The 23,239-nt window shown below is 40.4% G+C and carries 25 protein-coding genes; 13 read left to right on the forward strand and 12 right to left on the reverse strand.

The window, feature by feature from the left end:
* Positions 1 to 42: 42 nt before the first annotated feature.
* Positions 43 to 1,293 carry an ABC transporter permease gene (locus tag ACQ2HE_RS05610; RefSeq protein WP_430897567.1) on the reverse strand — a complete coding sequence of 417 codons (1,251 nt, stop codon included), beginning with the start codon at positions 1,291 to 1,293 and terminating at the stop codon, positions 43 to 45.
* A 107-nt stretch (positions 1,294 to 1,400) separates the two neighbouring features.
* Between ACQ2HE_RS05610 and ACQ2HE_RS05615 the strand changes: the two genes are divergently transcribed.
* Positions 1,401 to 2,270: an aldose 1-epimerase family protein gene (locus tag ACQ2HE_RS05615; protein ID WP_430897565.1), complete on the forward strand. Its 870-nt coding sequence runs from the start codon at positions 1,401 to 1,403 to the stop codon at positions 2,268 to 2,270.
* 264 nt (positions 2,271 to 2,534) lie between these two features.
* On the opposite strand, the gene ACQ2HE_RS05620 is transcribed toward ACQ2HE_RS05615, so the two are convergent.
* The gene (locus ACQ2HE_RS05620; RefSeq protein WP_430897563.1) at positions 2,535 to 3,914 is read right to left on the reverse strand and encodes a vanadium-dependent haloperoxidase; all 1,380 of its coding nucleotides are present in this window, start codon (positions 3,912 to 3,914) and stop codon (positions 2,535 to 2,537) included.
* A gap of 66 nt (positions 3,915 to 3,980) precedes the next feature.
* On the opposite strand from ACQ2HE_RS05620, the gene ACQ2HE_RS05625 reads away from it, so the two are divergent.
* The 3 genes from ACQ2HE_RS05625 (at position 3,981) to ACQ2HE_RS05635 (ending at position 6,725) form a co-directional block, all read left to right on the forward strand.
* On the forward strand, positions 3,981 to 4,301 hold the full coding sequence (locus ACQ2HE_RS05625) for a DMT family transporter (protein WP_430897561.1): 321 nt from the start codon (positions 3,981 to 3,983) through the stop codon (positions 4,299 to 4,301).
* A gap of 54 nt (positions 4,302 to 4,355) precedes the next feature.
* Complete coding sequence (locus ACQ2HE_RS05630) at positions 4,356 to 6,017, forward strand: glutamine--tRNA ligase/YqeY domain fusion protein (RefSeq protein ID WP_430897559.1); 1,662 nt, start codon at positions 4,356 to 4,358, stop codon at positions 6,015 to 6,017.
* Between the two features lie 81 nt (positions 6,018 to 6,098).
* Entirely contained in the window at positions 6,099 to 6,725 is a 627-nt protein-coding gene (locus ACQ2HE_RS05635; protein ID WP_430897557.1) for a hypothetical protein, read from the forward strand.
* 15 nt (positions 6,726 to 6,740) lie between these two features.
* Here the strand turns inward: ACQ2HE_RS05635 and ACQ2HE_RS05640 are convergent, their stop codons facing one another.
* Complete coding sequence (locus ACQ2HE_RS05640; RefSeq protein WP_430897555.1) at positions 6,741 to 8,075, reverse strand: amidohydrolase; 1,335 nt, start codon at positions 8,073 to 8,075, stop codon at positions 6,741 to 6,743.
* Positions 8,076 to 8,218: 143 nt separating this feature from the next.
* Here ACQ2HE_RS05640 and ACQ2HE_RS05645 point away from each other — a divergent pair, with 143 nt between their 5' ends.
* The 5 genes from ACQ2HE_RS05645 to lipB all read left to right on the forward strand — a co-directional run bounded on the left by ACQ2HE_RS05645 (position 8,219) and on the right by lipB (position 12,511).
* Positions 8,219 to 8,485 (forward strand): hypothetical protein, encoded by a 267-nt coding sequence (locus tag ACQ2HE_RS05645; protein ID WP_430897553.1) that lies wholly within the window; start codon positions 8,219 to 8,221, stop codon positions 8,483 to 8,485.
* A 103-nt stretch (positions 8,486 to 8,588) separates the two neighbouring features.
* Positions 8,589 to 9,452, forward strand: a complete 864-nt coding sequence (locus ACQ2HE_RS05650) for a polysaccharide deacetylase family protein (protein ID WP_430897551.1) — start codon at positions 8,589 to 8,591, stop codon at positions 9,450 to 9,452.
* Positions 9,453 to 9,472: 20 nt separating this feature from the next.
* On the forward strand, positions 9,473 to 10,549 hold the full coding sequence (locus ACQ2HE_RS05655; protein ID WP_430897549.1) for an RluA family pseudouridine synthase: 1,077 nt from the start codon (positions 9,473 to 9,475) through the stop codon (positions 10,547 to 10,549).
* Between the two features lie 6 nt (positions 10,550 to 10,555).
* Positions 10,556 to 11,818, forward strand: coding sequence for an alkaline phosphatase family protein (locus ACQ2HE_RS05660; RefSeq protein WP_430897547.1), 1,263 nt, complete (start codon positions 10,556 to 10,558; stop codon positions 11,816 to 11,818).
* A 3-nt stretch (positions 11,819 to 11,821) separates the two neighbouring features.
* A complete protein-coding gene (gene lipB, locus ACQ2HE_RS05665; RefSeq protein WP_430897545.1) occupies positions 11,822 to 12,511 on the forward strand; it encodes a lipoyl(octanoyl) transferase LipB in 690 nt (229 codons plus the stop codon).
* Here lipB and ACQ2HE_RS05670 read toward each other — a convergent pair.
* Together ACQ2HE_RS05670 and ACQ2HE_RS05675 are read right to left on the reverse strand one after the other, a co-directional pair.
* Entirely contained in the window at positions 12,508 to 13,443 is a 936-nt protein-coding gene (locus ACQ2HE_RS05670) for a hypothetical protein (protein ID WP_430897543.1), read from the reverse strand. The two genes, lipB and ACQ2HE_RS05670, sit on opposite strands and share 4 nt — an antisense overlap.
* A 69-nt stretch (positions 13,444 to 13,512) precedes the next feature.
* On the reverse strand, positions 13,513 to 14,433 hold the full coding sequence (locus ACQ2HE_RS05675; RefSeq protein ID WP_430897541.1) for a 1-aminocyclopropane-1-carboxylate deaminase/D-cysteine desulfhydrase: 921 nt from the start codon (positions 14,431 to 14,433) through the stop codon (positions 13,513 to 13,515).
* 56 nt (positions 14,434 to 14,489) lie between these two features.
* On the opposite strand from ACQ2HE_RS05675, the gene ACQ2HE_RS05680 reads away from it, so the two are divergent.
* From ACQ2HE_RS05680 to ACQ2HE_RS05690, 3 genes are all read left to right on the forward strand, one after another.
* Positions 14,490 to 15,386: a nucleotidyltransferase family protein gene (locus ACQ2HE_RS05680; RefSeq protein ID WP_430897539.1), complete on the forward strand. Its 897-nt coding sequence runs from the start codon at positions 14,490 to 14,492 to the stop codon at positions 15,384 to 15,386.
* A gap of 269 nt (positions 15,387 to 15,655) precedes the next feature.
* Positions 15,656 to 16,129 (forward strand): RNA polymerase sigma factor, encoded by a 474-nt coding sequence (locus ACQ2HE_RS05685; protein WP_430897537.1) that lies wholly within the window; start codon positions 15,656 to 15,658, stop codon positions 16,127 to 16,129.
* Entirely contained in the window at positions 16,126 to 16,731 is a 606-nt protein-coding gene (locus ACQ2HE_RS05690) for a cupin domain-containing protein (protein ID WP_430897535.1), read from the forward strand. The genes ACQ2HE_RS05685 and ACQ2HE_RS05690 overlap by 4 nt, the downstream gene beginning before the upstream one ends.
* Positions 16,732 to 16,737: 6 nt before the next feature.
* Here the strand turns inward: ACQ2HE_RS05690 and ACQ2HE_RS05695 are convergent, their stop codons facing one another.
* Both ACQ2HE_RS05695 and ACQ2HE_RS05700 read right to left on the reverse strand, forming a co-directional pair.
* Positions 16,738 to 17,838 carry a S1C family serine protease gene (locus ACQ2HE_RS05695; protein WP_430897533.1) on the reverse strand — a complete coding sequence of 367 codons (1,101 nt, stop codon included), beginning with the start codon at positions 17,836 to 17,838 and terminating at the stop codon, positions 16,738 to 16,740.
* Positions 17,839 to 17,840: 2 nt separating this feature from the next.
* Positions 17,841 to 18,410: an RNA polymerase sigma factor gene (locus ACQ2HE_RS05700; protein WP_430897531.1), complete on the reverse strand. Its 570-nt coding sequence runs from the start codon at positions 18,408 to 18,410 to the stop codon at positions 17,841 to 17,843.
* A 210-nt stretch (positions 18,411 to 18,620) separates the two neighbouring features.
* Between ACQ2HE_RS05700 and ACQ2HE_RS05705 the strand changes: the two genes are divergently transcribed.
* The gene (locus tag ACQ2HE_RS05705; protein WP_430897529.1) at positions 18,621 to 18,809 is read left to right on the forward strand and encodes a hypothetical protein; all 189 of its coding nucleotides are present in this window, start codon (positions 18,621 to 18,623) and stop codon (positions 18,807 to 18,809) included.
* An 89-nt stretch (positions 18,810 to 18,898) separates the two neighbouring features.
* On the opposite strand, the gene ACQ2HE_RS05710 is transcribed toward ACQ2HE_RS05705, so the two are convergent.
* From ACQ2HE_RS05710 to dapF, 5 genes are all read right to left on the reverse strand, one after another.
* Positions 18,899 to 19,375 (reverse strand): NUDIX domain-containing protein, encoded by a 477-nt coding sequence (locus tag ACQ2HE_RS05710; protein ID WP_430897527.1) that lies wholly within the window; start codon positions 19,373 to 19,375, stop codon positions 18,899 to 18,901.
* Positions 19,376 to 20,314, reverse strand: coding sequence for a magnesium transporter CorA family protein (locus ACQ2HE_RS05715; RefSeq protein ID WP_430897525.1), 939 nt, complete (start codon positions 20,312 to 20,314; stop codon positions 19,376 to 19,378).
* A gap of 112 nt (positions 20,315 to 20,426) precedes the next feature.
* Positions 20,427 to 21,740: an aminotransferase class I/II-fold pyridoxal phosphate-dependent enzyme gene (locus ACQ2HE_RS05720; RefSeq protein ID WP_430897523.1), complete on the reverse strand. Its 1,314-nt coding sequence runs from the start codon at positions 21,738 to 21,740 to the stop codon at positions 20,427 to 20,429.
* Positions 21,741 to 22,095: 355 nt separating this feature from the next.
* The gene (locus ACQ2HE_RS05725) at positions 22,096 to 22,368 is read right to left on the reverse strand and encodes a hypothetical protein (protein ID WP_430897521.1); all 273 of its coding nucleotides are present in this window, start codon (positions 22,366 to 22,368) and stop codon (positions 22,096 to 22,098) included.
* Positions 22,369 to 22,440: 72 nt separating this feature from the next.
* Positions 22,441 to 23,229 carry a diaminopimelate epimerase gene (dapF, locus tag ACQ2HE_RS05730; protein WP_430897519.1) on the reverse strand — a complete coding sequence of 263 codons (789 nt, stop codon included), beginning with the start codon at positions 23,227 to 23,229 and terminating at the stop codon, positions 22,441 to 22,443.
* Positions 23,230 to 23,239 lie beyond the last annotated feature (10 nt).

Here is a 23,239-nt window from a genome sequence, read left to right on the forward strand (position 1 = left end):
TAATTTAGGCAGCAAAGATATTTTGAAAAGATGAATTTCAGTCTACTTACTTCTAATAGCCACAACAGGGTCCATATTCGCTGCAATGGAAGCCGGAATGATACCTGCAAGTACTCCAACAATAATGCAAATACTAACAGCTAATATCAAAATAGAAGTTGAGATCACAATGGGAAAACTAACAACGGCTCCGGCTAAGAGTGTTAAAAGAAAAACACCTAATAGCCCAAGCAAACCACCCATTATACATAAGAAGGAAGATTCTAATAAAAATTCTGTCAAAATCATGCCTTTCTTGGCGCCAATGGCCTTTTTAAGACCAATTTGACTGGTTCTTTCTTTTACCGTCACAAACATAATGTTAGCCACACCAAACATTCCTACCACCAAACTTAGAATGGCTATAGCCCATCCACCTTTATTGATGTATCCAAAAATATTGTCCATGAATTCACTGAATGAATCGATATCATTTAAAGAGAAATCATCGTCTTGAGTCGGTTTCAATTTTCGAATCGACCTCATAGCCGCTAGCAATTCGTCTTTCAATTGAGCCATCGGAATTTCGTCTTTGCCTTTCACCATGATCGATGGTCCGGCATTCTCAATTCTAACGAGGGTTTTCATGAATCCGTAGGGGATGATAACGCTCTTATCATAGTCGAATCCACCTAAAATACTGGTACCTTGTTTTTTAATTACCCCTACTATTGCTCCTTTCTTTCCGCCCTTCATGGTAATTAAACTTCCAATTGCCTTATCTGCTTTGCCAAATAGTGTTTCTGCTAATTCGTTACCGATAACAACAGCATTGGCGCCTTGGTCAAAATCACTTTGTTGAAGGTACCTGCCGTAGGATATATCAATTGTTTGAATTTGATTGTACTCTTCCGTTACGCCGTAGTACTGAACGTTGTTTAGGATATTATCGTCGTATTCAATTTTATCGGAAATCTGCGTATTAATAGCGATGCTTTTTGCAGAAGCCACTTTTTGCTTCACCAACACCATTTCTTCGTATTTGGGGGTAGGTCTGTTCACGTATTTCCACCATGGATAATCGGGCCCCCCACTGTATTCCCATTTGTCGATATAAATTGTGTTCGATCCAAGCGCTTTGATATCATTTTGCACAGCTTTCGATAAACTGTCCACCATGGTTAATACACCAATAATACAGAAGATACCGAATGCTACCCCCGAAAGAGAGAGCAATGTGCGCACTTTGTGAGATTTAAACTCGTGCCAGGTAAGGCTTAAACTTGAGCCGAGGATTTCTAGTATTCGACGCATATTCAAATATATTACTATTTTGAATGGGGGGATTCCTATTTACATCGAAGGTAGGGAAGGCGGTTGAGTGGAAATGAACATTTAGTATATTGCCTAAAAACTAGCCCATGTACAGTATCCGCAACAATTCCATCAGTATTTCAGTGAACCCCGTTGGGGCCGAATTAAGCTCACTGAAAAACGAAAAAAACGGACTGAATTATCTTTGGAAAGGTGATCCCCAATTCTGGGCAAAACACTCACCCGTGCTCTTCCCAATTGTTGGAATGCTAAAGCAAGGAAAGTACAGCTTCAAAGGCAACTGGTATCAACTACCCCGCCACGGATTTGCGCGCGAAGCAACATTCACGCTAGTTTCTCAAAAAGAAGATGAATTGGTGTTTCAATTGACTTCTTCAGAACAAACAAAGAAATGGTATCCCTTCGATTTCTCACTTAAATTGAAATATCAACTTCAAGATAGTAAGATGACTTTAACTTATGAAGTTGAAAACCTTGGCCCCGAACCAATGTTCTTTTCCCTTGGAGCTCATCCGGCTTTTGCAGTTCCACTAATAGAGGGTACTTCCTATGAAGACTATGACTTAATTTTTGAAGAAGTTGAAAACTCAGACCGATGGCTGATTGCAGACGATGGAATTATTGATAAAACGTCCGTTCCCTGTCTTAATAATACTACTGTACTTCATTTAAAAAAGGAATTATTTGCGAAAGACGCACTCGTTTTTAAAGATTTGAAAAGCCATCGTATTTCTTTGAAGTCAGACAAAACTCCTCATGGGTGGCATTTTGATTTTGATGACTTCCCTTTCATGGGAATTTGGGCTGCAAAGAATGCTCCCTTTGTTTGCATCGAGCCATGGTGCGGCATTGCCGACTCAGTGTTGCATAACCAAGATTTTGAATCAAAAGAAGGAATAATGAAATTAGAAGCCGGAAATCATTGGACAAGAAACTGGTCGGTTTCGATATTTTAAATTACAAGAGGAGCTTAACAACAAATTTGCGATTTTTTTAAAAAGTGATTTTTTACCCCTTTCTTCTTGATTTATAAGATTTTATACTTAGGGTAAACTATTAACTTTTGTCCATTCTCCGATAAAAAACGTTCATTCTCCGATTTCTTTTTGATAGTGGAATCTGGGTAGACTATATTTGCAATAGATAAAGCACTAAGATCGCTTTAAAAGGATAAGGTTTAAAAAGACGGGGTTGTTTCCACAACCCTGTATTTTTTTATACTAGTTCCTCCATTTCAACAGATTCACATTCTGTGCTACTTTAGTTCCTAGATCAAGCCCAACAAGATTGTCTTGCTCCGTATGTATTCCTCCGATAATTCTACTTTCACCTGCTTCTAATGCAGCCGCCCAAAAATTGGGATAACTCCTGGTATAATCAATGTAAACAAAGTTTGGAAAGAATCGATATTCATTACTGTTAGTAATGTCGGTAAAAGGAGTATTGACTCCGTACCATTGTTCTAATACTTTTGCACAGGCTGCACTTTGAGTTGAGTGTCCACTTGGGAATGCAGGAAAGGGCGGTTCCGGCCAATAATTATTGAAAGTAGCATCAATGTGTTTTTTCAAATAGGTGGAAGGACGTTCGTTGAAGTAGGTCATTTTGGCTTTCCAACATACGCTGAATGCATCAGCTACAGCAATAGCTACGGCGGCTCCGGAAGCTGCTGCTTTTACTAAACTTGCTTTTTGATCTCGAGATATTTGAGAAGCCATTATATATGAGTGACCCGGAGGTGAAAAACTTTCTATTGGATCATCGGCCCACCAATACGCTTTCCGATCTTCTTCTACAGTTGCCGGTTTGGGATGATCATATACATACCTATACATCTTGTAATAACGACTTGAGGTGTCTTTCGAAAATGGCTCAATCGAAGGAACGGGGATCGTTTCATTGGCAGCAACAAATTTTCGATTTTTTCCCCAATAAGGGGTGAGGGGTGTGGTGGCTGAAATTTGGCCACGCAAAGGTGGAATCCAATAAGAATCACCGGATGGGAAAACGAACTGATTGTCGAATGGATAAAGTGCCACGCCAAAACCTCCGTCCGTTTTTGACCATTCAAATATAGCAGCAGCCATTCGCTGGCCAAAGGCCCAAGATCTTTCAATCACTTCTTTACTATAGCCGCCTAATTGCTTTTCCAATAGGGGCTGCAAATTATTCAATACATATTGATGCGATGAAACCGGGTCGTAAAAAAACTCCTGAGTATAAATAGACTGAAATAAAGAATCACTGAAGGCAATCATTGCCATAGTGAATGAATACTCTTTGCCCGGTTCCGGCTTGGGAACTCCGGTTAGGCCCTGCAATTGACCTTCTAAACTTTTATAGCTTGGGTCGCTGTTTATCGCAATTTCATAAAGTCCAATTGAAAAATAGGCAAAGTAGCGACTATTAGTTGTTGGGCCTTTCGAGCCGGAATAGCGAAGTGTAGTTGTATTGTTTTTTACGAGTTCGTAGTAGAAGGTTGCAGTAGTATCGTTTGTGGTTAAGAGTGGAAAACTAGCTTGTTCCAGTTTAGTACAAGAGAAAACAAATGTCAAACTCAACATACAAAAGCAAATCTGCAATCGAATCTTCTTTTTCATGGAAGCCGCGTTAGTTTTCCTAAATTACGTGAATCTATTAATACAGGTTGGTTAATACATTAGTCTATGGCATATTTACTCTTGGCGCTCACAATCTTGGTGGAGTCTGCGGCTGTCATTTTTATGAAGTTATCAAATGGTTTTCAACACAAACCATTTGCCGTAGCGGCCATTGGTTCTTATATTCTGAGTTTTGTGTTGCTCACCTTTGCATTGAAAACCTTGCCGGTAGGGATAGCGAACGCTATTTGGGCCGGAGCGAGTACTTTTCTTGTTGCCTTGGTGGGCGTTTTTTTTCTGAAAGAGCAACTTTCAACAATTCACTGGGTTTCATTGATTTTCATAGGTTTGGGAATTGTTGGGTTGCATTGGCCCGCCCATAACTAAGCTTTCAAAAATGCCCTTTAAATCGTATCTTTACGCCCTTAAATTTTGAATGGAATGGCAGAAGAGCGCTCACTTAATTTTCTGGAAGAGATTATTGAAAAACACCTAGAAGAAGGAAAGTACCAGCACATTGTTACCCGTTTTCCACCCGAACCCAATGGATACCTTCATATTGGGCATGCTAGCAGTATCTGCCTAAATTTTGGTTTAACCAAAAAATACCCCGGATATACCAATCTTCGATTCGACGATACCAACCCTGTTACAGAAGAAACAGAATATGTAGAAAGCATCAAAAACGATGTAAAATGGTTGGGATTTGAATGGAAGCATGAATTGTACGCTAGTGACTACTTTGATACCCTTTATGAATATGCGATCAAGTTGATCAATTTAGGTTTGGCATATGTAGATGATAGTACCAGCGAGGAAATGGCTTCTCTGAAAGGAACGCCAACTGAACCCGGAAAGCCTAGTAAATACCGTGACAGAAGCATCGAGGAAAACCTTGACTTATTTGTTCGAATGAAGAATGGAGAGTTCCCTGATGGGGCTCGAGTATTGCGTGCAAAGATCGACATGGCTCATATCAACATGTTGATGCGCGACCCTATTATCTATCGAATCAAACACGCACACCATCACCGAACTGGCGATAAATGGTGTATCTATCCAATGTACGATTTCGCCCATGGTCAAAGTGATTCCATTGAGAACGTAACCCATTCGATCTGTACCTTGGAATTTGTTCCTCACCGTGAATTGTACGATTGGTTAATCGAAAAATTAGAGATTTATCCTTCACACCAATATGAATTTGCCAGAAGAAATATAAACTACACGGTAACCAGTAAGCGAAAATTATTGCAACTGGTGAATGAAAACCATGTTAGCGGGTGGGACGATCCTCGAATGCCTACAATCAGTGGCTTGCGCAGAAGGGGCTATACACCCGATAGTATTAGAGATTTCTGTGAGCGTATTGGCATTGCCAAGAGAGAGAATATGATTGATGTGAGTCTTTTGGAGTTTTGCATCCGAGAGCATTTGAATAAGATTGCACTGCGCAAAATGGTAGTATTTGATCCTATCAAAGTTGTAATTACAAACTATCCGGAGGGAGAAGGGGAGTTGCTGTCAACGGAAAACAATCCGGAGGATCCGAGCACCGGTCATCGCGACCTTCAATTCAGCCGCGAGATATTAATTGAGAAGGACGATTTTATGGAGAACCCTCCAAAAAAATACTTCCGGTTGTCTCCGGGTTCAAAAGTGCGCTTGAAAAGTGCTTACATTATTCAGTGCGATGAAGTTGTTAAGAACGAAGCAGGTGAGGTTGTTGAATTGCATTGTAGCTATTTTGCGAACAGCAAAAGTGGGGAGGATGTATCCGGAATTAAAGTTCAAGGAACTCTTCATTGGGTGAACGCCTCGAGTGCAATTCCGGTGGAAGTAAGAGAATACGACCGATTGTTTAGAGTGGAAGATCCAACAGATGAAGCCGGAGATTTCAAAGAATACTTGAATCCCGACTCATTGAAAGTGGTAAAGGGGTATGCAGAACCGTCAATAAAACACGCTAATGCCGCTGATCGATTCCAGTTTTTAAGAAAGGGATACTATTGCCTCGATACTGAAAGTAAAGAAGATGCTTTGGTTTTCAATAGAACTGTGACTCTGAAGGATGGCTGGGCAAAAGAGCAAAAAAAGAACTAACACGAAAGCCTCTGAAAAGAGGCTTTTTTTAGGTCTTTCTTCACAGTTTTAGGTATGTTCTTCGCAACCCTTTTATAAAAAATGAAATTCCTCTACCTTACCCTCGTTAGCTTGTCTCTCAGTTCAAAACTGTTCTCACAAGATGGCTACGAAGGCTACGAATCTGTTCCCTTTCAATACAAGCCATTTAGAGTGGATGTTACCGGTGGCGTGGCTATTTTACCCACCAATATTTGGTCGGGAGGAGTAGTGGCGGCTATTGAGCCCAAATATGCAGTTTCAGATCGATTCTCCGTTGGATTCAGAACACAAGGGGCCGGCTTGGTTCGGACCTTTTATAAAATGAATACCTCGGATCAATACATCCGAGCGCAGGCAAGCGCCATGTTGTCTACCTCTATTACCTCCGATTATTATTTAGCCTATCAGGAACTTCGACCATATGTTGGTGTTGGAGCCGGCTATTATTTTTACAAGGCTGCTAGTTTCGATGCAAACAGTTCTAGCACAACCGATCCGGGCGAGACAGCCGCTGGTTCAAAATTCGGCGTACTAGCGAGGGCGGGATTAGACTTGTTTCACATGAAGTTGGGAATGGAATACAATTTTGTTGGGAAAACAGGAAGAACTAAAAATAGTTATTTCGCACTTACTGCCGGATTCTATTTTGGAGGTGGTAGAAAGAAAGAAAAAATGGACGATTATTAGTCGTCCATTTTTTTATTAAAATCCTTTTTTACCGTTTCCTGAACCACCGGCGCCTCCGGCTTTCAGTTTCGCGTAATCGAATACAATATTTGAAAAGGCTTTTACGCCCACATCCAACATGCTATCATCGATAAAGAAATCGGGCGTATGGTGCGCTGCTACTTTCTTAGGATCGCTTCCTTTCGGCATTCCACCCAAGAAGAAGAAGAAAGCGGGTGCTTTCTCGCCGAAATAAGAGAAATCTTCCGCGCCTGTAGTCCATTCTGTTTCTTCTACATTATCTTTTCCTGCGGCTGTTTGTAAACTTGGAACCATCATTTTCACGAGGTTCTCGTCGTTGAAGGTTACCAATGTTTTGGTTTCGATATTTACTTCAACTGTAGCGCCGGACGCTTCTGCAATTTTAGTGGCGGTTGTTTTGATGCGTTCGTGAACATCTTTTTGCATGGCGGCATCCAGGGTACGAATGGTACCTTCCATGTACGCTTCTTCAGGAAGAATATTCGCTCGAACACCGCTCACCATTTTTCCGACAGTTATTACCACCGGGGCTTTGGTCAAATTTTCCTGACGGCTTACAATGGTTTGAAGCCCATTGATAATTTGAGCCGAAACAACAATGGGATCGATACCACTCCAAGGAGCAGATCCGTGCGATTGTTTTCCTTTTACTTTGATGGTAAACCAATCGCTGCTGGCCATAGTGGCTCCCGGTTTGTATTTTATTTTTCCGATTTCTGTTTGCGAGTTGATATGAATACCAAATATGGCGTCTACTTTCGGATTGTCCATTGCTCCCTCTTTAATCATGAGGGGCGCACCGCCTTCTTCCGTACCGGGTGATCCCTCTTCTGCGGGTTGGAATATGAAAACTACCGTTCCGGGAACGTCTTTTTTCATTGAAGCCAATAACTCTGCGGTACCCATCAGCATAGCAACATGGGTATCATGACCACAAGCATGCATCACCGGCACTGTTTGACCATTGTATTCGCCGGTAACGGTTGATTTAAATGGTACATTGGCACGTTCAGGAACGGGTAGAGCATCCATATCAGCACGAAGGGCCACTACCGGTCCGGGTTTGCCGCCTTTCAGAATTGCCACAATACCGGTTTTTGCTACTCCTTGCCTTACTTCTAAACCTAGTTTTTTAAGGTGCTCTACGATGTAAGCCATGGTTTTGAATTCGCGATTCCCTAGTTCAGGGTTTTGGTGGATATGGCGTCTCCATTCAATTACTTTGGGAAGTAGTTCCTTTGCCTTTTGATCAATTGCCGGAGCCTGAGCGCTTGCCAAAAATGGCAATCCCACAGCAACCAAAGGAGCAAAAATCTTGGATATTCTCATGTCAGTTAATTTTCCTTACAAATTAAGAATTAATCATTTATTAACGGCTAATAATTATGTACTTGTCATTTTTTACTTAATATATACTAAGTGGTTTCTTGCAGCGTTTATACATAGAATCCTTTGAAAACTAAGTCCTTACTATGATGCAGGCTCAATATTCAGAAGTATCTATTGAAAACGTTCAAGTTCAACACGATGGAGTAGCGGCATTGGTACATCTCATTCAAAGAGGTGTATTCATGATTGCAGTGTCTTCTTCTAAAGGTGATCTCGTTCACAAGAGATTTGTACAACTAGAAACCGGAGTCAATAATCTCAAGCTTCCTATTGGAATGTTATCGAAAGGCAATTACATGTTAACCTTGTTAAAAGGCGATCGTACCATTAAAAAAACCTTTAGCTGCTAAATCGAAAGTTGGCTCGTTTTTAATCCCCCTAAATCCCAAACCTTGTCCAAAGCGTAGTTCTTAAAATAAGATGTAAATTTGCGAAATGAAAATTCAACATCTTATGATTCGTACGTTATCCTTAGTGTTTGCATGGGCTCTTTTAGCTTGCGATTCTACATCTAAAGCACCAAAAGAAAATCCCAATACCCAATCGAAAGCCGAAAACCCTATGGTAGCTGATACAGTTTCACAAACCGTTGTATCATCTACCATAGCTCCAGCGGCTGCGATTCTCGCCAAACAAGAAGTTCCTATTCTTTGCTATCACCAACTTCGTGATTGGAAACCTACCGATTCAAAAGTTGCCCGCGACTACATCGTTCCTCCCGCCGCCTTCGCAGCTCAACTGAAAGCATTGGCCGACAGCGGCTACCAAACCATCTTACCGGATCAACTTTATAACTACCTGGCCTTTGGTGCGTCTTTGCCCAAAAAGCCTGTGATGCTCACTTTCGATGATACTGATTTAGACCAGTATACAATTGCTGCACCCGAAATGAAGAAATACGGCTTCAAAGGGGTTTATTTCGTAATGACGGTTTCTATTGGTCGACCCCGATACATGTCGAAGGAGCAAATAAAAGAACTTTCAGATCAAGGCCACGTCATTGCTTCTCATACTTGGGATCACCACAACGTAAAGAAATATGCCGGCAGCGATTGGGAAACCCAGATTGAAAAGCCTACCAAGCAATTGGAGGCCATAACCGGAAAGAAAATCGAATATTTTGCCTATCCCTTCGGCCTCTGGAATCCTCAAGCCATCCCCGAATTGAAAAAAAGAGGCATTAAGGCTGCTTTTCAACTCTATGCCCCTAGAGATCAACAAGATCCACTGTTTACCATCCGCCGAATCATTATAACCGGCACTATGACTGGTCAAGCTACCATCGCCAGAATGAAAACCGCATTTGGTAAAAGCTAGTAGAGGGCTATTTAGTACCTTTGCAAAAAAGAAACGTGGCTGAATTCAATGATATAGAGCTAGACCAGGAAGAATCGTCGGAAGACCTGTACGAACGCCTTCGCTTAATAGTTGACAAAGGGCAAGAACCGATTCGGTTGGATAAATTTCTAACTGCCCGATTGGAACATGCCTCTCGAAACAAGATTCAACAAGGTATTGAAGCCGGAAAAGTGTTAGTGAATGGTAAAACAGTTTCGGCAAACCATAAATTAAAGCCTGGCGATGAACTGGTAATGTACTCTGAAAAAGAAGTACAAGGCGAGGAGATTGTGCCTGAAAAAATGCCTTTGAATATTGTTTTTGAAGACGAAGAAATTCTAATTATCAATAAACCGGTTGGTTTAGTTGTACATCCCGCAAGCGGAAATCCGAATGGAACGCTTATAAATGGGGTAGCATGGTACCTTCAACAGCAAAACAAAGAAATCAACGCAGAAAATTTACCACGTTTTGGGTTGGTGCATCGTATTGATAAGAATACGAGTGGCCTGATGGTATTAGCAAAAACCCCCACAGCAGTTACAAGTTTAGCCAAAGAATTCTTCGATCATACCATTCAACGCAAATACGTAGCACTAGTTTGGGGTGATGTAGTGGAAGATGAAGGCACCATTGAAGCTCATGTGGGCCGTCATCAACGTTTCAGAAAGCTGTTTGATGCATATCCTGATGGTGAATACGGGAAGGAAGCTATTACCCATTACCGTGTACTTGAACGATTTGGTTATGTTACTCTCATTGAATGTCAATTGGAGACCGGTAGAACTCATCAGATTCGTGTGCACATGCAACATCTTGGCCATCCATTGTTCAATGATGATTTTTATGGAGGCGACCGTATTGTTAAAGGTACTGTCTTCACCAAATACAAACAGTTTGTTGAGAATTGCTTTGAAATGTGCCCTAGACACGCGTTGCATGCTAAAACTTTAGGGTTTATGCATCCAAAAACGAAAAAACCCGTACATTTTGAAAGTGAAATTCCCTCCGACATGGCAAGCGTAATTGAAAAGTGGAGAAACTACACAAAAACACGAATTAATCAAGATAAATAGCATTACATGAAGAAGTTTTTGATTGGTATCGGATTGTTTTTAACACTGTTCAATTGCCAAGCTCAAGATACTACTCAACAGGTAGTGAAAGGAAGAAAGAATGACCCAAGTCAATACAACAAACCCTATATTATTTTGATATCTGCAGATGGGTTTCGTTACGACTACATCGATAAATACAATGCTGTTAACTTAAAAAGACTGAGTAGCAGTGGGGTTCGAGCCGCAAGCATGATCCCTTCATTTCCCAGCGTTACTTTCCCAAACCATTATACCATTGCTACCGGTATGTACCCTTCCCATCATGGACTGGTGTACAATCAATACTTCGATCAGAAGCGAGGAGAGACCTATAACATGGCTGATCGAAAAGCAGTAGAAGACGGAACATGGTACGGTGGTGTTCCAATTTGGGTTTTGGCAGAGCAACACAAAATGTTGAGCGCATCTTATCATTTTGTTGGAACAGAAGCACCTATTCAAGGCATACTGCCAACGTACTGGTATAAATTCAAAGATGGGATTGATATCGATCGCAGAATCAATACTGTGGTGAACTGGTTAAAATTACCTGCAGATCAGCGCCCGCATATGATTAGCTTCTACATGAGTAATACTGATCATAACGGTCACGAATATGGTCCCGAAACTCCTCAAACCAGGGAAGCAGTAGCTTTTGTAGATGCTGCCATTGGAAAACTTCAAGAGGCAATTGCACCTTTGGGCCTTCCGGTTAATTTTATTTTTGTAGCTGACCATGGCATGACTACAGTAGACACTACCTACAGAATGGATGCCACTCCTTATATCGACACCGCCAAATTTATTTGGAAAGGAGGTGGAACAAGCCTGCACATCTATGCTAAAAAGGGCAAAGGAGGAAACATTGACTCCTTGGTTAGAAACTTAAGAGCTAGTGGAAAAGAGTGGGATGTTTATCTAAAAGACTCCATTCCGGCACGGTGGAATTATTCTGTGTTGGACGATAAATTTGGTCACATTGGAGACGTGTTTGTTGTGCCACATTTCCCGAAAGTAATGAGTATGGCCAATCGACGAATTTCACCCGGTGCACATGGATTCGATCCGGCAATAAAAGAAATGCATGCCAGTTTTTATGCATGGGGGCCCGCTTTTAAATCGGGATTACAGATACCATCGTTTGAAAACATTCATATCTATCCATTAATAGCACAAATTCTGGGATTAACCTATTCTCATACTATTGACGGGAATTTGGAGGTACTGAGGACGATACTGAAAGATTAATTTATGCAGGAACTTCTTTATAAAGATTTAGGATTGGTTGACTATAAAGAGACTTGGGATTTCCAAGAGCAATTGTTAGTATCCAATGTAACGAAGAAGCAAGAGGGAAGGCTCGATGAAACCAAACATCACCTGCTTTTGTTGGAACATCCCTTAGTGTATACTTTGGGAAAAAGTGGTAAAGAGGAGCATGTGTTAATTTCACCTGAAGAACGTGAAGAGAAGAACATTCAGTATTATAAGATCAATAGAGGAGGAGACATTACCTTTCATGGTCCGGGACAATTAGTTGGATACCCCATTCTTGATCTCGAAAAGTTTTATACTGATATTGGCCGTTATTTGAGAAATCTTGAAGAGGTGATTATTAAAGTAATGGCAACATACGGTTTGAAAGGGGATCGGTCTCCCGGCGAAACAGGTGTTTGGCTAGATCCGGAAGTAAAGGGAAAAGAACGAAAAATTTGCGCGATGGGAGTGCGATGTAGCCGTTGGATAACCATGCATGGCTTTGCATTTAACATCAATACCGACCTTCAATATTTCGATTATATTGTGCCCTGTGGAATTCAAAACAAAGGAGTTACTTCTTTACAGAAAGAGCTCGGTCATGAAGTTTCCATGCAAGAAGTGAAGGAGCGTTTTCTGACGGCTTTCTCTGAAGTGTTCAATGTTGTTATTGTGGAGAACTAGAAGTCTTTTAACAGTTGAAACTTGTTTTTCTCTTTTAGTTTTCCGTCTTCATACAATTCAAACTTATACCAGCCTGCTTTCAGGAAATTTGATTTATCAAGAATCAAGGGGGAGTCTTTGATGGTTTTGATTTCAAACAGGAATTCTCCCGTTTCTTCAAAAATTTTCAATGAATAGTGATGTTGATTTGCTTGTGGCAAATTGATGGTGATGTTTCCGTCTTTATCGGTAAACACATATATCGAAGGTTTGTAAACTTCTCTCGGGATAAATGGTCTGATAAAAATTGTATCTCCGCCACGATACACCAAGGTGTCTTTTGTTTTGTTCGCTATGGAATCTCTAAAAGGTTTGAATACTTTTTCGTTGATTGCATACAGCACCGTATCTCGTTTCTTTATCACTAAATAACGTTCCGGTGGAGGCGGTGGGGCCGGTTTGGGACTTACAACTTCGGGTTGTTTAGATTTAATGAGCTTCGACGAGTCAACTACTTTGGTATCCGGCTTCACTACTGGAGCAACAGGTTTTGTTGGCTCAGGTTCATCAATCTGAATTCGTGGATTGGGCGCTAAAGGAATTACTTTCTTCAGGGTGTCCCAATAAGCTTTTTTTGACTTAGAGAATTCATAATTCCCGTCACTATACACAATGAATAAGCGATAATAGTTATACTTTGGTAGAGATTTGTTGTCTACAAATCCATTTTGAAGTACTGTTGGATCCGGCACCGTCAATATCGTCTTAAAGTTTTTTAAACTATCCAGTGAACGTTGGATGCTTATCTGAGTAACATTTGGATTGGGGTTTACCCAACTCACAATAACTTTAGTACCCGTAGTGGTAGCACTAAATTTTGGAAGGGTATCCTGAGCTTTCACAAATAATGGCCCCGCTACTAACAATAAAAGAAGGAGTCTGAATCTAACCATGCTATTTTAAAAACGTACTGTTTGATCAACTAGTATTATAGAGCTATACAAATATAGTTCCCAATCTTGTTAAAAGTTTAAACTGCCGCTCGGGAGGGACCGGTTTCCCTGCAATCCTCCACTATGAATCAGTAGGAGCTTCGATTTGGGCGGGAAATAAGCGTTTGCTATTAGCTCAAAAATTCCTTTAAACAACTTCCCTGTATACACGATGTCGGTGGGTATCTGTGTTTCTTTATAGAATCGGTTCATAAAATTCAAAAGAGCAGGAGTGGTTTTTCCATATCCCCCCTCATGAAAAGCAGTGAAAAATTCAAATTTGGCATCAGTGGCAATACCTTCTAACATCGCTTTGATTTCGCTTTGTTCGTCTTTCATTTTCAAAGCTGAGACGCCAATGATTGTTTGTTGCGCAGTAGCTTCTTTCAACAATCCCGCCATGGTAGTTCCCGTACCCACTGCACAACCAATATGGGTATAGTTTGATAGGGGATATAGTTGTGAGATCAAACCTGCCCCTTTAATTCCTGTGACTCCGGCTCCACCTTCCGGAATCCAAACATAGTCTTGAAATTGTGTAGAAAAGCGGTCCTTTAATAGGTTCGGATTTGCGTAGTCGTTTAATGAAGTAAACAGCAATTCCATGCCCCAATCTTGCAATTGTTGCAAAGTAGTGGAGAGTTTTGGAAAGTAATTCCCTCTTATAAAGGCCGCCGATTTCAGCCCGTTGTTTTTACAATGTTTGGCTAATGCTATTAAATGATTGGAATAGGGGCCACCAAAACTGACCATTCCGGTTTTTCCATATTGAATTAGTTCTTCATGATAGCAAGCGAGTTTAAACCACTTGTTGCCGGAGATGTCAGGGTCTAATTTGTCCAACCTTAACACAGCTACCTCCGGAGCCTCCAAATTAAATAGTGATTCCGGCAATTTTTGGACATAGGCGTTCGTTAGTACTACGCCAGTGGGTAAATCTGCTGGAATCATCTTATAATCAAGGATTTAAATTAATTTAGCGCCAATATTCAAAAATAACAATTTACATGGAAGCAACCTTACTTATCCTGGCAGCCGGTATGGCATCACGATACGGTAGTATGAAGCAAATGGAGGGTTTTGGACCCAGTGGAGAAACGATCATGGAGTATTCCATCTATGATGCCATCAGAGCGGGTTTCACAAAAGTTGTATTTATTATTCGAAAAGATTTTGCCGAAAATTTCAGATCCGTTTTTGAGCCCAAACTCAACGGTAAAATAAAGATCGGATATGTATATCAGGAGTTGACAGCCTTTACAGAAGGGTTTACCATTCCGGCGGATCGAACCAAACCATGGGGTACTGCCCATGCGGTACTTTGCGCTATGAACGAAGTAAAAGAGCCGTTTGCTGTGATCAATGCAGACGATTTTTACGGACGCGATGCGTTTCAGCGCGCATATAACTTTCTGGCAAATGATTGCTCTCCGAAGCAATTCTCAATAATTGGATACAACCTAATGAAAACCTTATCAGATCACGGAACAGTGAATCGTGGAGTTTGCGAAGTTGATTCAGCCGGAAACCTTACAGGAATCGCAGAACGCTTAAACATTAGCTTCAAAGATGGAAGAGTAGTTTGTGATGATTCGTTGGAGCCAAAGGAACTATCAACTTCTACGTCTGTTTCTATGAACTTCTGGTGCTTTCATCCTTCCATTTTCCCTTATACTCAGCACTTGTTCAAAGAATTTTTGACGAGTTCGATTGCTGTTCCCAAATCAGAATTTTTTATTCCAATAGTAGCCGATCAATTTATCAAAGAGGGTGGGGTAATCAATGTAATTCCAACTACTTCTCAATGGTTTGGTGTGACTTATAAAGAAGACGCACCGGCGGTAAAGAATAGCTTGGATGCTTTAATAGAGAGTGGAGAGTACCCAACTGCTTTATGGAATTAGTGGTTTCTGGGTATTACTGTTTGTAAAATATTTTTTGCGTTTTTAATATTATTTGAAAATTACATGTTTTAGAACCCGCTTCCAGAGCGGGTTTTATTTTGTCTCCATACTTGAAGTTAATATTATGATAATGTGTAAATTGTTGATTAGTAATGGTGAAACTTTTTCGCAAGCGATTGCAGTGATTTCTTGATTCGAATCAATTTTTGTATTTTAGAACAATCGTTTACGTATTGCACTCTGAATTTATACATAAAACAATCGTAGAATTGATAAAATCCCGTAACAAGGATGGATTCAATCTTTTTTTTGGAGAGTATGGTGCTACCATCTATGGCATAGGAATCTCCTGCTTTAAGTCGGTTTCATTAGCTGAAAAATATACGATTGCTGCAGTTTCATTTATTTGGAAACATATTCATGAGTACGATGAAAGGCAGCCCTTTTCACTTTGGGTTTTTGGCATTACTCGTAAACTAGCATTACAACACATACGTAAAAAGCAAATTCCGGAATTTGGTCATGCTTTTGAAGAAGCCTCTTTAGATCGGCTCCCTTCCATTAGTTTGAAAGTGCCGGAAGAGGTACAAGAGCAATATTTGAATCACCAAGTATTGGATGCTTTATGGTTTTATGGATTTTCATTGGAAGAACTGAGTATAATAATGGAAGATTCTATTCCAAACATATCAAATCAAATTAAACAATCGTTTTCTGAATTGAGATCTTCGATGCCTTTATGAAGCCCCTTCACTATTTCATACAAAATGGACTTTTAGAAGACTATTGTCTAGGCTTGCTAGATCAACAAACCCAAAAGGAAGTTGAACTTGCAGCAGAAGTATATCATGAATTGAAAGTTGAATTGAACTCACAAGTACAAGTATTGAGTCGATATGCTCGTCGAAAAGCTGTAGAACCTCACAGCTCTTTAGAACAAGCTTGTTGGAGTGTTATTGATCAAATCAATTTAGAAGAAAAAATGGGGCTCGATGATACCCCTCTCATTAATTCCCATTCCGATATAGAAAACTGGTCCAAGCTGGTGGCGCAAGAAGCATTTAATTTTAGGAATGAGAACCAATATGTGAAACTAATTAAAGAGGAACCCAAAGTGGAGCAATTTATATTTTGGACAAAAACCGACACTAAACCCGAAGTTCATACCGACGAGGAAGAATCTTTATTGGTTTTGGAAGGGACCTTCAATTTGGTACTAGGAGAAAAAGTTAAACCCATGAAAAAGGGAGATTTTATTAAAATCCCCCTAAACCTTCTTCATTTCGGTCAACTCACTTCTGAAGGCACATTGCTCATAGTGCAACGAAGAAAGTTGAACCTCTGAATATGATTAATACGTTTTGATCATGAATACATAATCTTCCAGTTTCTTGATCTGCTGCATTCGATCCATTTTTTTGATTGAGCTAGACACAGGCACTTTAATATTTTTAGCAGCAGTATCCTTTTCTTTCAATGTTTCCAACGCACGATAGATATTCTTGGAAGTAATCGCAAAAACAACGCCTTCGGCTTCTGTTAAGCGGGTATTGATGATGCCGATAATTTCTCCAGATTTATTGAAAACCGGTCCGCCTGAGTTACCAGGGTTTGCGGGTACTCCAATTTGACAGCTCATAGTATCACCATTGAATCCGGTTTTTGCACTCATGTAGCCTTCATTGTACACAATTTCATTTCTTGGGTATCCAATTGTGAAAAGTTGCTCACCAAGTTCAGCACCGGCTTTTTTAATACTATATGGGATCGCATTAAATGCTTTGAAATCGTTGTCCTTGATTTTTAGAATTGCAATATCAGACTTTTGATCCTCGAAAATCACATTCGCTCTGAATTCATCTCCTTTGTTATTCAGTACGAGAATTGTATTGGCATTGCTGATAACGTGAGCATTGGTAACAATGATTCCTTTGCCATCTATAATAAACCCTGTTCCACCGTTCTTCGGAGCTTTGTTTTGAGGTGCCTTGGTTGCTTTTCCGTCATTTACCTTATTCAAGAGATCATTCTTTGTTGCATTAATATCTCTCTTGAACTCGCGTCTCAACATTTCAACTTGTAAGCGGTTGGCCTTATTCGAATAGTAAGAAACAGATCCTGCTACAATGAAAGTAGTGATACCGGCAATAACGGCTGCAACAGCTACCACACGTTTGTATTTTCTCCACAAGTCGATCACTTTGGCTTTAGGCGCCGACTCTTTAATAGCACCCTCAGCAAGTAATTGCTGATGTACTTCATTTAAAGTTGACTTGTAATTCTTCCAATCACTGAACTGGTTCAGTTGTTGGAAGAAGATCGACTGTTCAACGAACAGTTGGTCAACCTCAGGATTGGATCTGCGAAGCTGATCGAAATAGGCTTTTTCCTCAGCAGACATTTCGCCTCTGAGATACCTTTCCACCGCTTCTAGTAATTGCATTTCTTCCATGATCACCCTTGATTGTTTTTATATTCAGCAAAGAATAATTTCTTCAACCGCATCAAACATTTATATTTCTGGTTTTTCGCATTGTCGGCGTTGGTATATCCAAAGTTGCCGGCAATTTCAACCATGTTCTTTTTCTGAAGGTAGTAGGCTTCTAAAAGGCTTTTACAAGGTTCTCCCAAACTTTGCATCGCTTTTTCCATCATCACGAATTCTTGGTTCTTGGTTTCATGATTCTCCACTTCTTCCTCTACAGGAACCGTTTCTTCTATCTTCCCTATTTCTGGTCCAAACCGTTGCATTTGTTGTAAACGCTTGAGCCAGAGCCTTCTACTAACAGAATATATATATGTCTTTAATTGACAATTGAGTTCAAATTGGGGCGATCGGGACTTTTCATACAACACAATCATAGCTTCTTGGAATATGTCCCTTGCTTCATCAATACTGCCGTTGTTGTTGATAATCAAGGATTGAATCATCTGGTAGTGGAGTTTATAAATGGTTTCCACCGCCTGCCTGTTATCCTTTGCTAGTCCTTCGAGTAGTTCTTTATCGCTGGGAATGATCTTCACGCTGATTACCGTTAATTAATACTTGATTTACAGCAAAAGTAACCCAAAACAAGGGCTAAAAATGACGAATTTTGAAATAGAGGAGGGTAATTTTTAAGGCTAATGGCGAAGCCGAAATTTTTTTTGAAAAAAAACGTAAAAAAGGAGGTTACCTCTGTTCGAAAACGGTATTAAACTGAAATTAACGTTAAACACAAAATTTCGGTTAACATGAAAAAGCTTCTTTTCGTTTTCGCTATCGCTGCTTTCGCGGCTTGTAACAATGGTTCTGAAGGAACTGAAACTAAAACTGATTCTCCTGCTACTGCTCCAGTTGATACAACTGCAAAGCCAGTAGATACTGCTGCTAAAGCTGTAGATACTGCTGCTAAAGCTGTTGATACTGCTGCTAAGCACTAAGATTTTCATATGGCAAGCAATCGTTAGAGGCCTTTCCGTTTTTACGGAGAGGCTTTTTTCTTTGCCATACGTTAGTTTAATCCGTGCCCTTATTTTTGAGATTGAGCAGCTACTAAATCGGCTACAACTTTATCAATTGGGAGGGTCACCGAATTGGAATTAAAAGATGCAGCTGGAATAAATCGGAAGGTTTCCGTTTCACCGGTGGCTTCGTAAACAGCCAGTTGTTGGGCATCAAAATCGAAAGGTTGGGTTCTAATCGGAACAGTAATTGGTTCCAGGGCAGTAACCTTATAATAAACCGATATAATTTGATGTTCGGGGTTAAACGCACTCATTTGGAAAAAATCAGTAGTATACAAGTGCTCATCAATTCGAACTTTTAAGTTCATTTCTTCCAAAAACTCTCGTTCCAAACAATCGCGGGTACCTTCACCAAATTCTAACCCACCTCCCGGAAACTTAGTAATATACGCACCTCGAATCTTTTCATCACTTACCAGAACTTCTCCTTTTTCATTCGTTAAAATTCCATACACTCTGATATTGAAAAGATGCGTTGCCATTTAGAATATTTTTTTACGTAAGAAATACCAACCAATTACTAATGAGATTACTAGTGACAATGATACCGGTATATAAAATGCAAATGGGGAATTGGCGTAGGGGATAGGCACGTTCATGCCATAAATAGAGGCTACCAGCACCGGAAACGAAAGTACGATGGTAATTACGCTCAATCGTTTCAAAACTTCGTTCTGATTATTTGCAATAATGCTTGCAAACGCATCCAATGTGCTGGAAAGAATGTTTGTATAAATGTTGGCCATTTCTAAGGCCTGAGAATTGTCTACAATTAAGTCGGATAAAAACTCTTTTTCTTCTTCATTGAGCGATAAGAAATTAGACCGCTCCATCTTCATTAAAAGTAACTCATTGCTTCGAAGCGCGGTTACAAAATATACCAGGCTTTTTTGAATACGCATCAATTGCAACAAGTGCTCATTTCGGTTCGCATCGTAAAGTTTTTGTTCCAGCAAGTTTCTTCTCACATTGATCTCCTTCAAAAACTCCATATAGGTTTGGATGATTTTCTCGAAGATCTTTAAAACCATCATTTTTCTATTGTCGGGGTGGCGGTTTTGAAAAGTGTTCAAGAACTTTTTGATCGCTCCATTTTCAAATGAATTAACAGTAACGATCTGATTGTGGGTGAGAATGATGCAAATTGGAATAGTGATATAAAATGCGTCACTTTCGTTGAAGGAATTGTTTTCTGTTGGTGTTTTGATTACCATCAGTTTTACATTGTCTTCTTCCTCAAAACGGCTTCTTTCATCAATATCGAGTGAGTCGGTTAAAAAGTCGAGTGGAATATCGAGTTCCCCGGCGAGCTCGGAAAATTCTTCCTGCTTTAATGGCGGAAGAATGTTTACCCAAGTGCCGTTATCGGGCTTGTCGATTTCGACTGTTTGATGGTTGATATTGATGAAGTACTGGATCATGCGCCGCAAAGATAGGGTGGAAAGCAGCGCGAAACGCAGGAGCCTTTGTTATTAAATTAAAAAAACACCCGGCCCAAAAGAGCCGGGTGTCGATTACTTGTACCAACAGAAATTAAAGCAAGCAAGAACGAGCGATATCGAAAGCGAAAATCACTTCGTCGAGCATTAATTTCGATTGAGCCGCTGTAGCGCAAAGTCGCAAGCGATCGCCCCCGGGAGGTACCGCAGGGAAGATAACAGGATTGGCTAAGAAGCCTAGTTCGTACAATTTTGCAGATAGTTTAATGGTCTTTTCCCTGTCTCCAATAATGACGGGAATAATGGGGGATTCCGTTGTTCCTGTGTCGTACCCCAGTCTGTTCAGATGCTTTATTAAGTAATGAGCATTTTCAAAAACTTTGGCAATACGCTCGGGTCCCTCTTTCTCCAATACTTCAAATGATGCCAAACAAGCTGCTGCGTTGGCAGGGCTCATTGCAGAGGAGAAAACAAAAGGAGCGGCGGCATGTTGCATAAAAATCACAGCTTGCTTCGAGGTTGCAATAAAGCCTCCACCACCCGGCAATGCTTTGCTTAGGGAACTGGTGAATACATCGATTTCGTGAGCGGGAATTCCGAAATGCTCGTCGATGCCTCGGCCATTTTCACCCAGTACGCCCAAGGAATGACTATCGTCCATAAATAAAATTGCGCCGTATTTATTCTTCAAGGCTACGATTTCAGGCAAGGGACAAAGATCTCCTTCCATGGAATAGATTCCTTCGTAAATTAAGATCGTTCGTTTGGCTGTGCTGGGCTTTTCCAAAAGTGATTCTAAATGAGCCATATCATTATGGCGGCATTTTTCAAAGTCGAGTTGAGCCATATGAAGCGCATCAATTAAACTTCTATGGATCAATTCATCAATGATAATGCGATCTGATTTTTGAATTAAGGTTGAGATCGCCGCCAAATTGGCTACATAACCTGAAGGAAAAACAATGGCTGCTTCTTTATTTTTAAAATTTGCAATAGCTGTTTCCAATTGTCTATGAATCAAGCATGTACCCGCAAGCATTCGAGCGCCGCCTGTGCCTGTTCCGTATTGCCGAACGGCATTAATGGTAGCATTTTCGATGTATTGGTTTCCAATTAACCCGAGATAGTCGTAACTGGAAAGCATATACATATCTCTGTTGTTCGCAAAAACAGAGGGTCCCGATTTTGAACTTAATGTTTGCTGAAACAAATAAGCTTTATGGTCCATCATCATCTGAATGTCTCTTAGCCATCTGGATGCCGATCTAGATCGCACTAATTCCTCAGTTTCTGGTGCAGGAGTGTTTACTTCAAAATAGCCTTGAAAAGGATCCTCTGGTTTAAGCCACTCAGGATTAAGCTCCGGTGCCTTTGCACCAATGTGAAAGTTGCTTGCAGGGTTTTGCATATATGTCTTTTTGTGGTTTCGGTAACAGAAACTCACAGGGCGGAAAGGCTTCCGAGAAAGGGTCGGGGATCAGAAATAGTACTGAGGCAAGTAGGTATGATAGGAAATTGAGGATTTTCAACTATTATTAGAGGTAAGCTCTCTAATGAGTTGAAAATAAAGATATAAGGTATATGTAATTTACAATAATAAATTATCATCACCCTAGAGGAATTCACTTAGGTTTTTGTTCTTGTTTTTATTGAGTGGCAGTAAATAAAAAAAATAAAAACTATGATGTAAATGAAAGGGCATAAAAAAAGCTACAAGGAAACCACTAAAGGATGGGTTGCTTGTAGCTTATTTTAGAAGCAAGTTAGTTTAGGGTAGGCTCTTTGGTAATACTGGTCTTGTGAACTGCTTTTTCGCGTTTTAAGAACGTGTCGTACAAGGCTAGAAGCATTCCGGCTCCAAATGCGCACATGCCTAAGGTAAGTGATTGACGTTCGTAGAAGCCGTAAAGGATCACTCCAAATGCCAATATCATGGCAGTTGAGGGGCTTTGGCGCATGGCTTTTGGGTTTTTTAGAAACACCCAACTTGTAACAGCAAGGGAAAACAGACCTAAAGTAATATAGATGCTTTCCATACTAATCGTTTGAGCTTTAGTTCTTTAAATAGGTTGACTAAAGTGAAATTAACGATTATTTTAATTCGAGTGTTAAATTACTTTAATTTCTCCTTCGAATACGCGTTCAGCAGGTCCGCAAAGCCAAATGTTATTGTAAGTGTTCTCGTCAATTCGTTCATATTCTACCCTAAGGCTACCGCCTTTAGTATGCACCAGTACGCTGTTAAAGCCAATCTCATTGTGATAGCTGACCAAGGCTGCGGCAGTAACTCCTGTGCCGCAAGAATAGGTTTCATCTTCCACTCCTCGTTCGTAAGTTCTTACTTTAATTGTGTCGGAAGTTTCGGTTTCAATGAAATTAACATTGATGCCTGTTTTCTCGTAATGGTCATTGTATCGAATAGCTCTTCCTTCATGAAATACATCTAGCGCATCGAGCTGTGTAACGATCTTTACATAGTGAGGTGATCCGGTATTTAATTCAAAGTCGCCGCCGCTTAATTCTTTAACTTTTGTAACGTCTTGCATTTTTAGACGTACGGTGCCTTTGTCGTCTATTTCAGCGTCGTGTGGTCCGTCAACTGCAATAAAATGATAGCTGTCTTTTCGAATTCCTTGGTGATAAGCACACTTAACCAGGCATCGACCTCCGTTCCCGCACATGCTTCCCTCTTTTCCATCCGCATTGTAGTATTTCATTTCAAAATCGAAATTGGGGTGGTTGTTGAGTAGCATTAATCCGTCGGCGCCTATGCCGAATCTTCTATGGCAGATAAAAGCGATCTGCTCTGTAGATAAATGGTTGTAATCGTTGTTGCGGTTGTCGAGTATTACAAAATCGTTTCCGGTGCCTTGATATTTTATAAAACGAACTATCATTATAAGTTAT

Origin of the sequence: Endoryza foliicola (assembly GCF_050589245.1) — a bacterium.
Lineage (GTDB): Bacteria > Bacteroidota > Bacteroidia > Chitinophagales > Chitinophagaceae > Endoryza > Endoryza foliicola.

Bases quoted from the DNA above. Each gene is read 5' to 3' on its own strand.
- lipB (WP_430897545.1), top strand. From the start codon at position 11,822: ATGCAGGAACTTCTTTATAAAGATTTAGGATTGGTTGACTATAAAGAG.
- dapF (WP_430897519.1), bottom strand. From the start codon at position 23,229: ATGATAGTTCGTTTTATAAAATATCAAGGCACCGGAAACGATTTTGTA.
- ACQ2HE_RS05615 (WP_430897565.1), top strand. From the start codon at position 1,401: ATGTACAGTATCCGCAACAATTCCATCAGTATTTCAGTGAACCCCGTT.
- ACQ2HE_RS05660 (WP_430897547.1), top strand. From the start codon at position 10,556: ATGAAGAAGTTTTTGATTGGTATCGGATTGTTTTTAACACTGTTCAAT.
- ACQ2HE_RS05650 (WP_430897551.1), top strand. From the start codon at position 8,589: ATGATTCGTACGTTATCCTTAGTGTTTGCATGGGCTCTTTTAGCTTGC.
- ACQ2HE_RS05625 (WP_430897561.1), top strand. From the start codon at position 3,981: ATGGCATATTTACTCTTGGCGCTCACAATCTTGGTGGAGTCTGCGGCT.
- ACQ2HE_RS05675 (WP_430897541.1), bottom strand. From the start codon at position 14,433: ATGATTCCAGCAGATTTACCCACTGGCGTAGTACTAACGAACGCCTAT.
- ACQ2HE_RS05680 (WP_430897539.1), top strand. From the start codon at position 14,490: ATGGAAGCAACCTTACTTATCCTGGCAGCCGGTATGGCATCACGATAC.
- ACQ2HE_RS05690 (WP_430897535.1), top strand. From the start codon at position 16,126: ATGAAGCCCCTTCACTATTTCATACAAAATGGACTTTTAGAAGACTAT.
- ACQ2HE_RS05640 (WP_430897555.1), bottom strand. From the start codon at position 8,075: ATGAGAATATCCAAGATTTTTGCTCCTTTGGTTGCTGTGGGATTGCCA.
- ACQ2HE_RS05710 (WP_430897527.1), bottom strand. From the start codon at position 19,375: ATGGCAACGCATCTTTTCAATATCAGAGTGTATGGAATTTTAACGAAT.
- ACQ2HE_RS05715 (WP_430897525.1), bottom strand. From the start codon at position 20,314: ATGATCCAGTACTTCATCAATATCAACCATCAAACAGTCGAAATCGAC.
- ACQ2HE_RS05720 (WP_430897523.1), bottom strand. From the start codon at position 21,740: ATGCAAAACCCTGCAAGCAACTTTCACATTGGTGCAAAGGCACCGGAG.
- ACQ2HE_RS05670 (WP_430897543.1), bottom strand. From the start codon at position 13,443: ATGGTTAGATTCAGACTCCTTCTTTTATTGTTAGTAGCGGGGCCATTA.
- ACQ2HE_RS05630 (WP_430897559.1), top strand. From the start codon at position 4,356: ATGGCAGAAGAGCGCTCACTTAATTTTCTGGAAGAGATTATTGAAAAA.
- ACQ2HE_RS05635 (WP_430897557.1), top strand. From the start codon at position 6,099: ATGAAATTCCTCTACCTTACCCTCGTTAGCTTGTCTCTCAGTTCAAAA.
- ACQ2HE_RS05610 (WP_430897567.1), bottom strand. From the start codon at position 1,293: ATGCGTCGAATACTAGAAATCCTCGGCTCAAGTTTAAGCCTTACCTGG.
- ACQ2HE_RS05695 (WP_430897533.1), bottom strand. From the start codon at position 17,838: ATGGAAGAAATGCAATTACTAGAAGCGGTGGAAAGGTATCTCAGAGGC.
- ACQ2HE_RS05725 (WP_430897521.1), bottom strand. From the start codon at position 22,368: ATGGAAAGCATCTATATTACTTTAGGTCTGTTTTCCCTTGCTGTTACA.
- ACQ2HE_RS05645 (WP_430897553.1), top strand. From the start codon at position 8,219: ATGATGCAGGCTCAATATTCAGAAGTATCTATTGAAAACGTTCAAGTT.
- ACQ2HE_RS05705 (WP_430897529.1), top strand. From the start codon at position 18,621: ATGAAAAAGCTTCTTTTCGTTTTCGCTATCGCTGCTTTCGCGGCTTGT.
- ACQ2HE_RS05620 (WP_430897563.1), bottom strand. From the start codon at position 3,914: ATGAAAAAGAAGATTCGATTGCAGATTTGCTTTTGTATGTTGAGTTTG.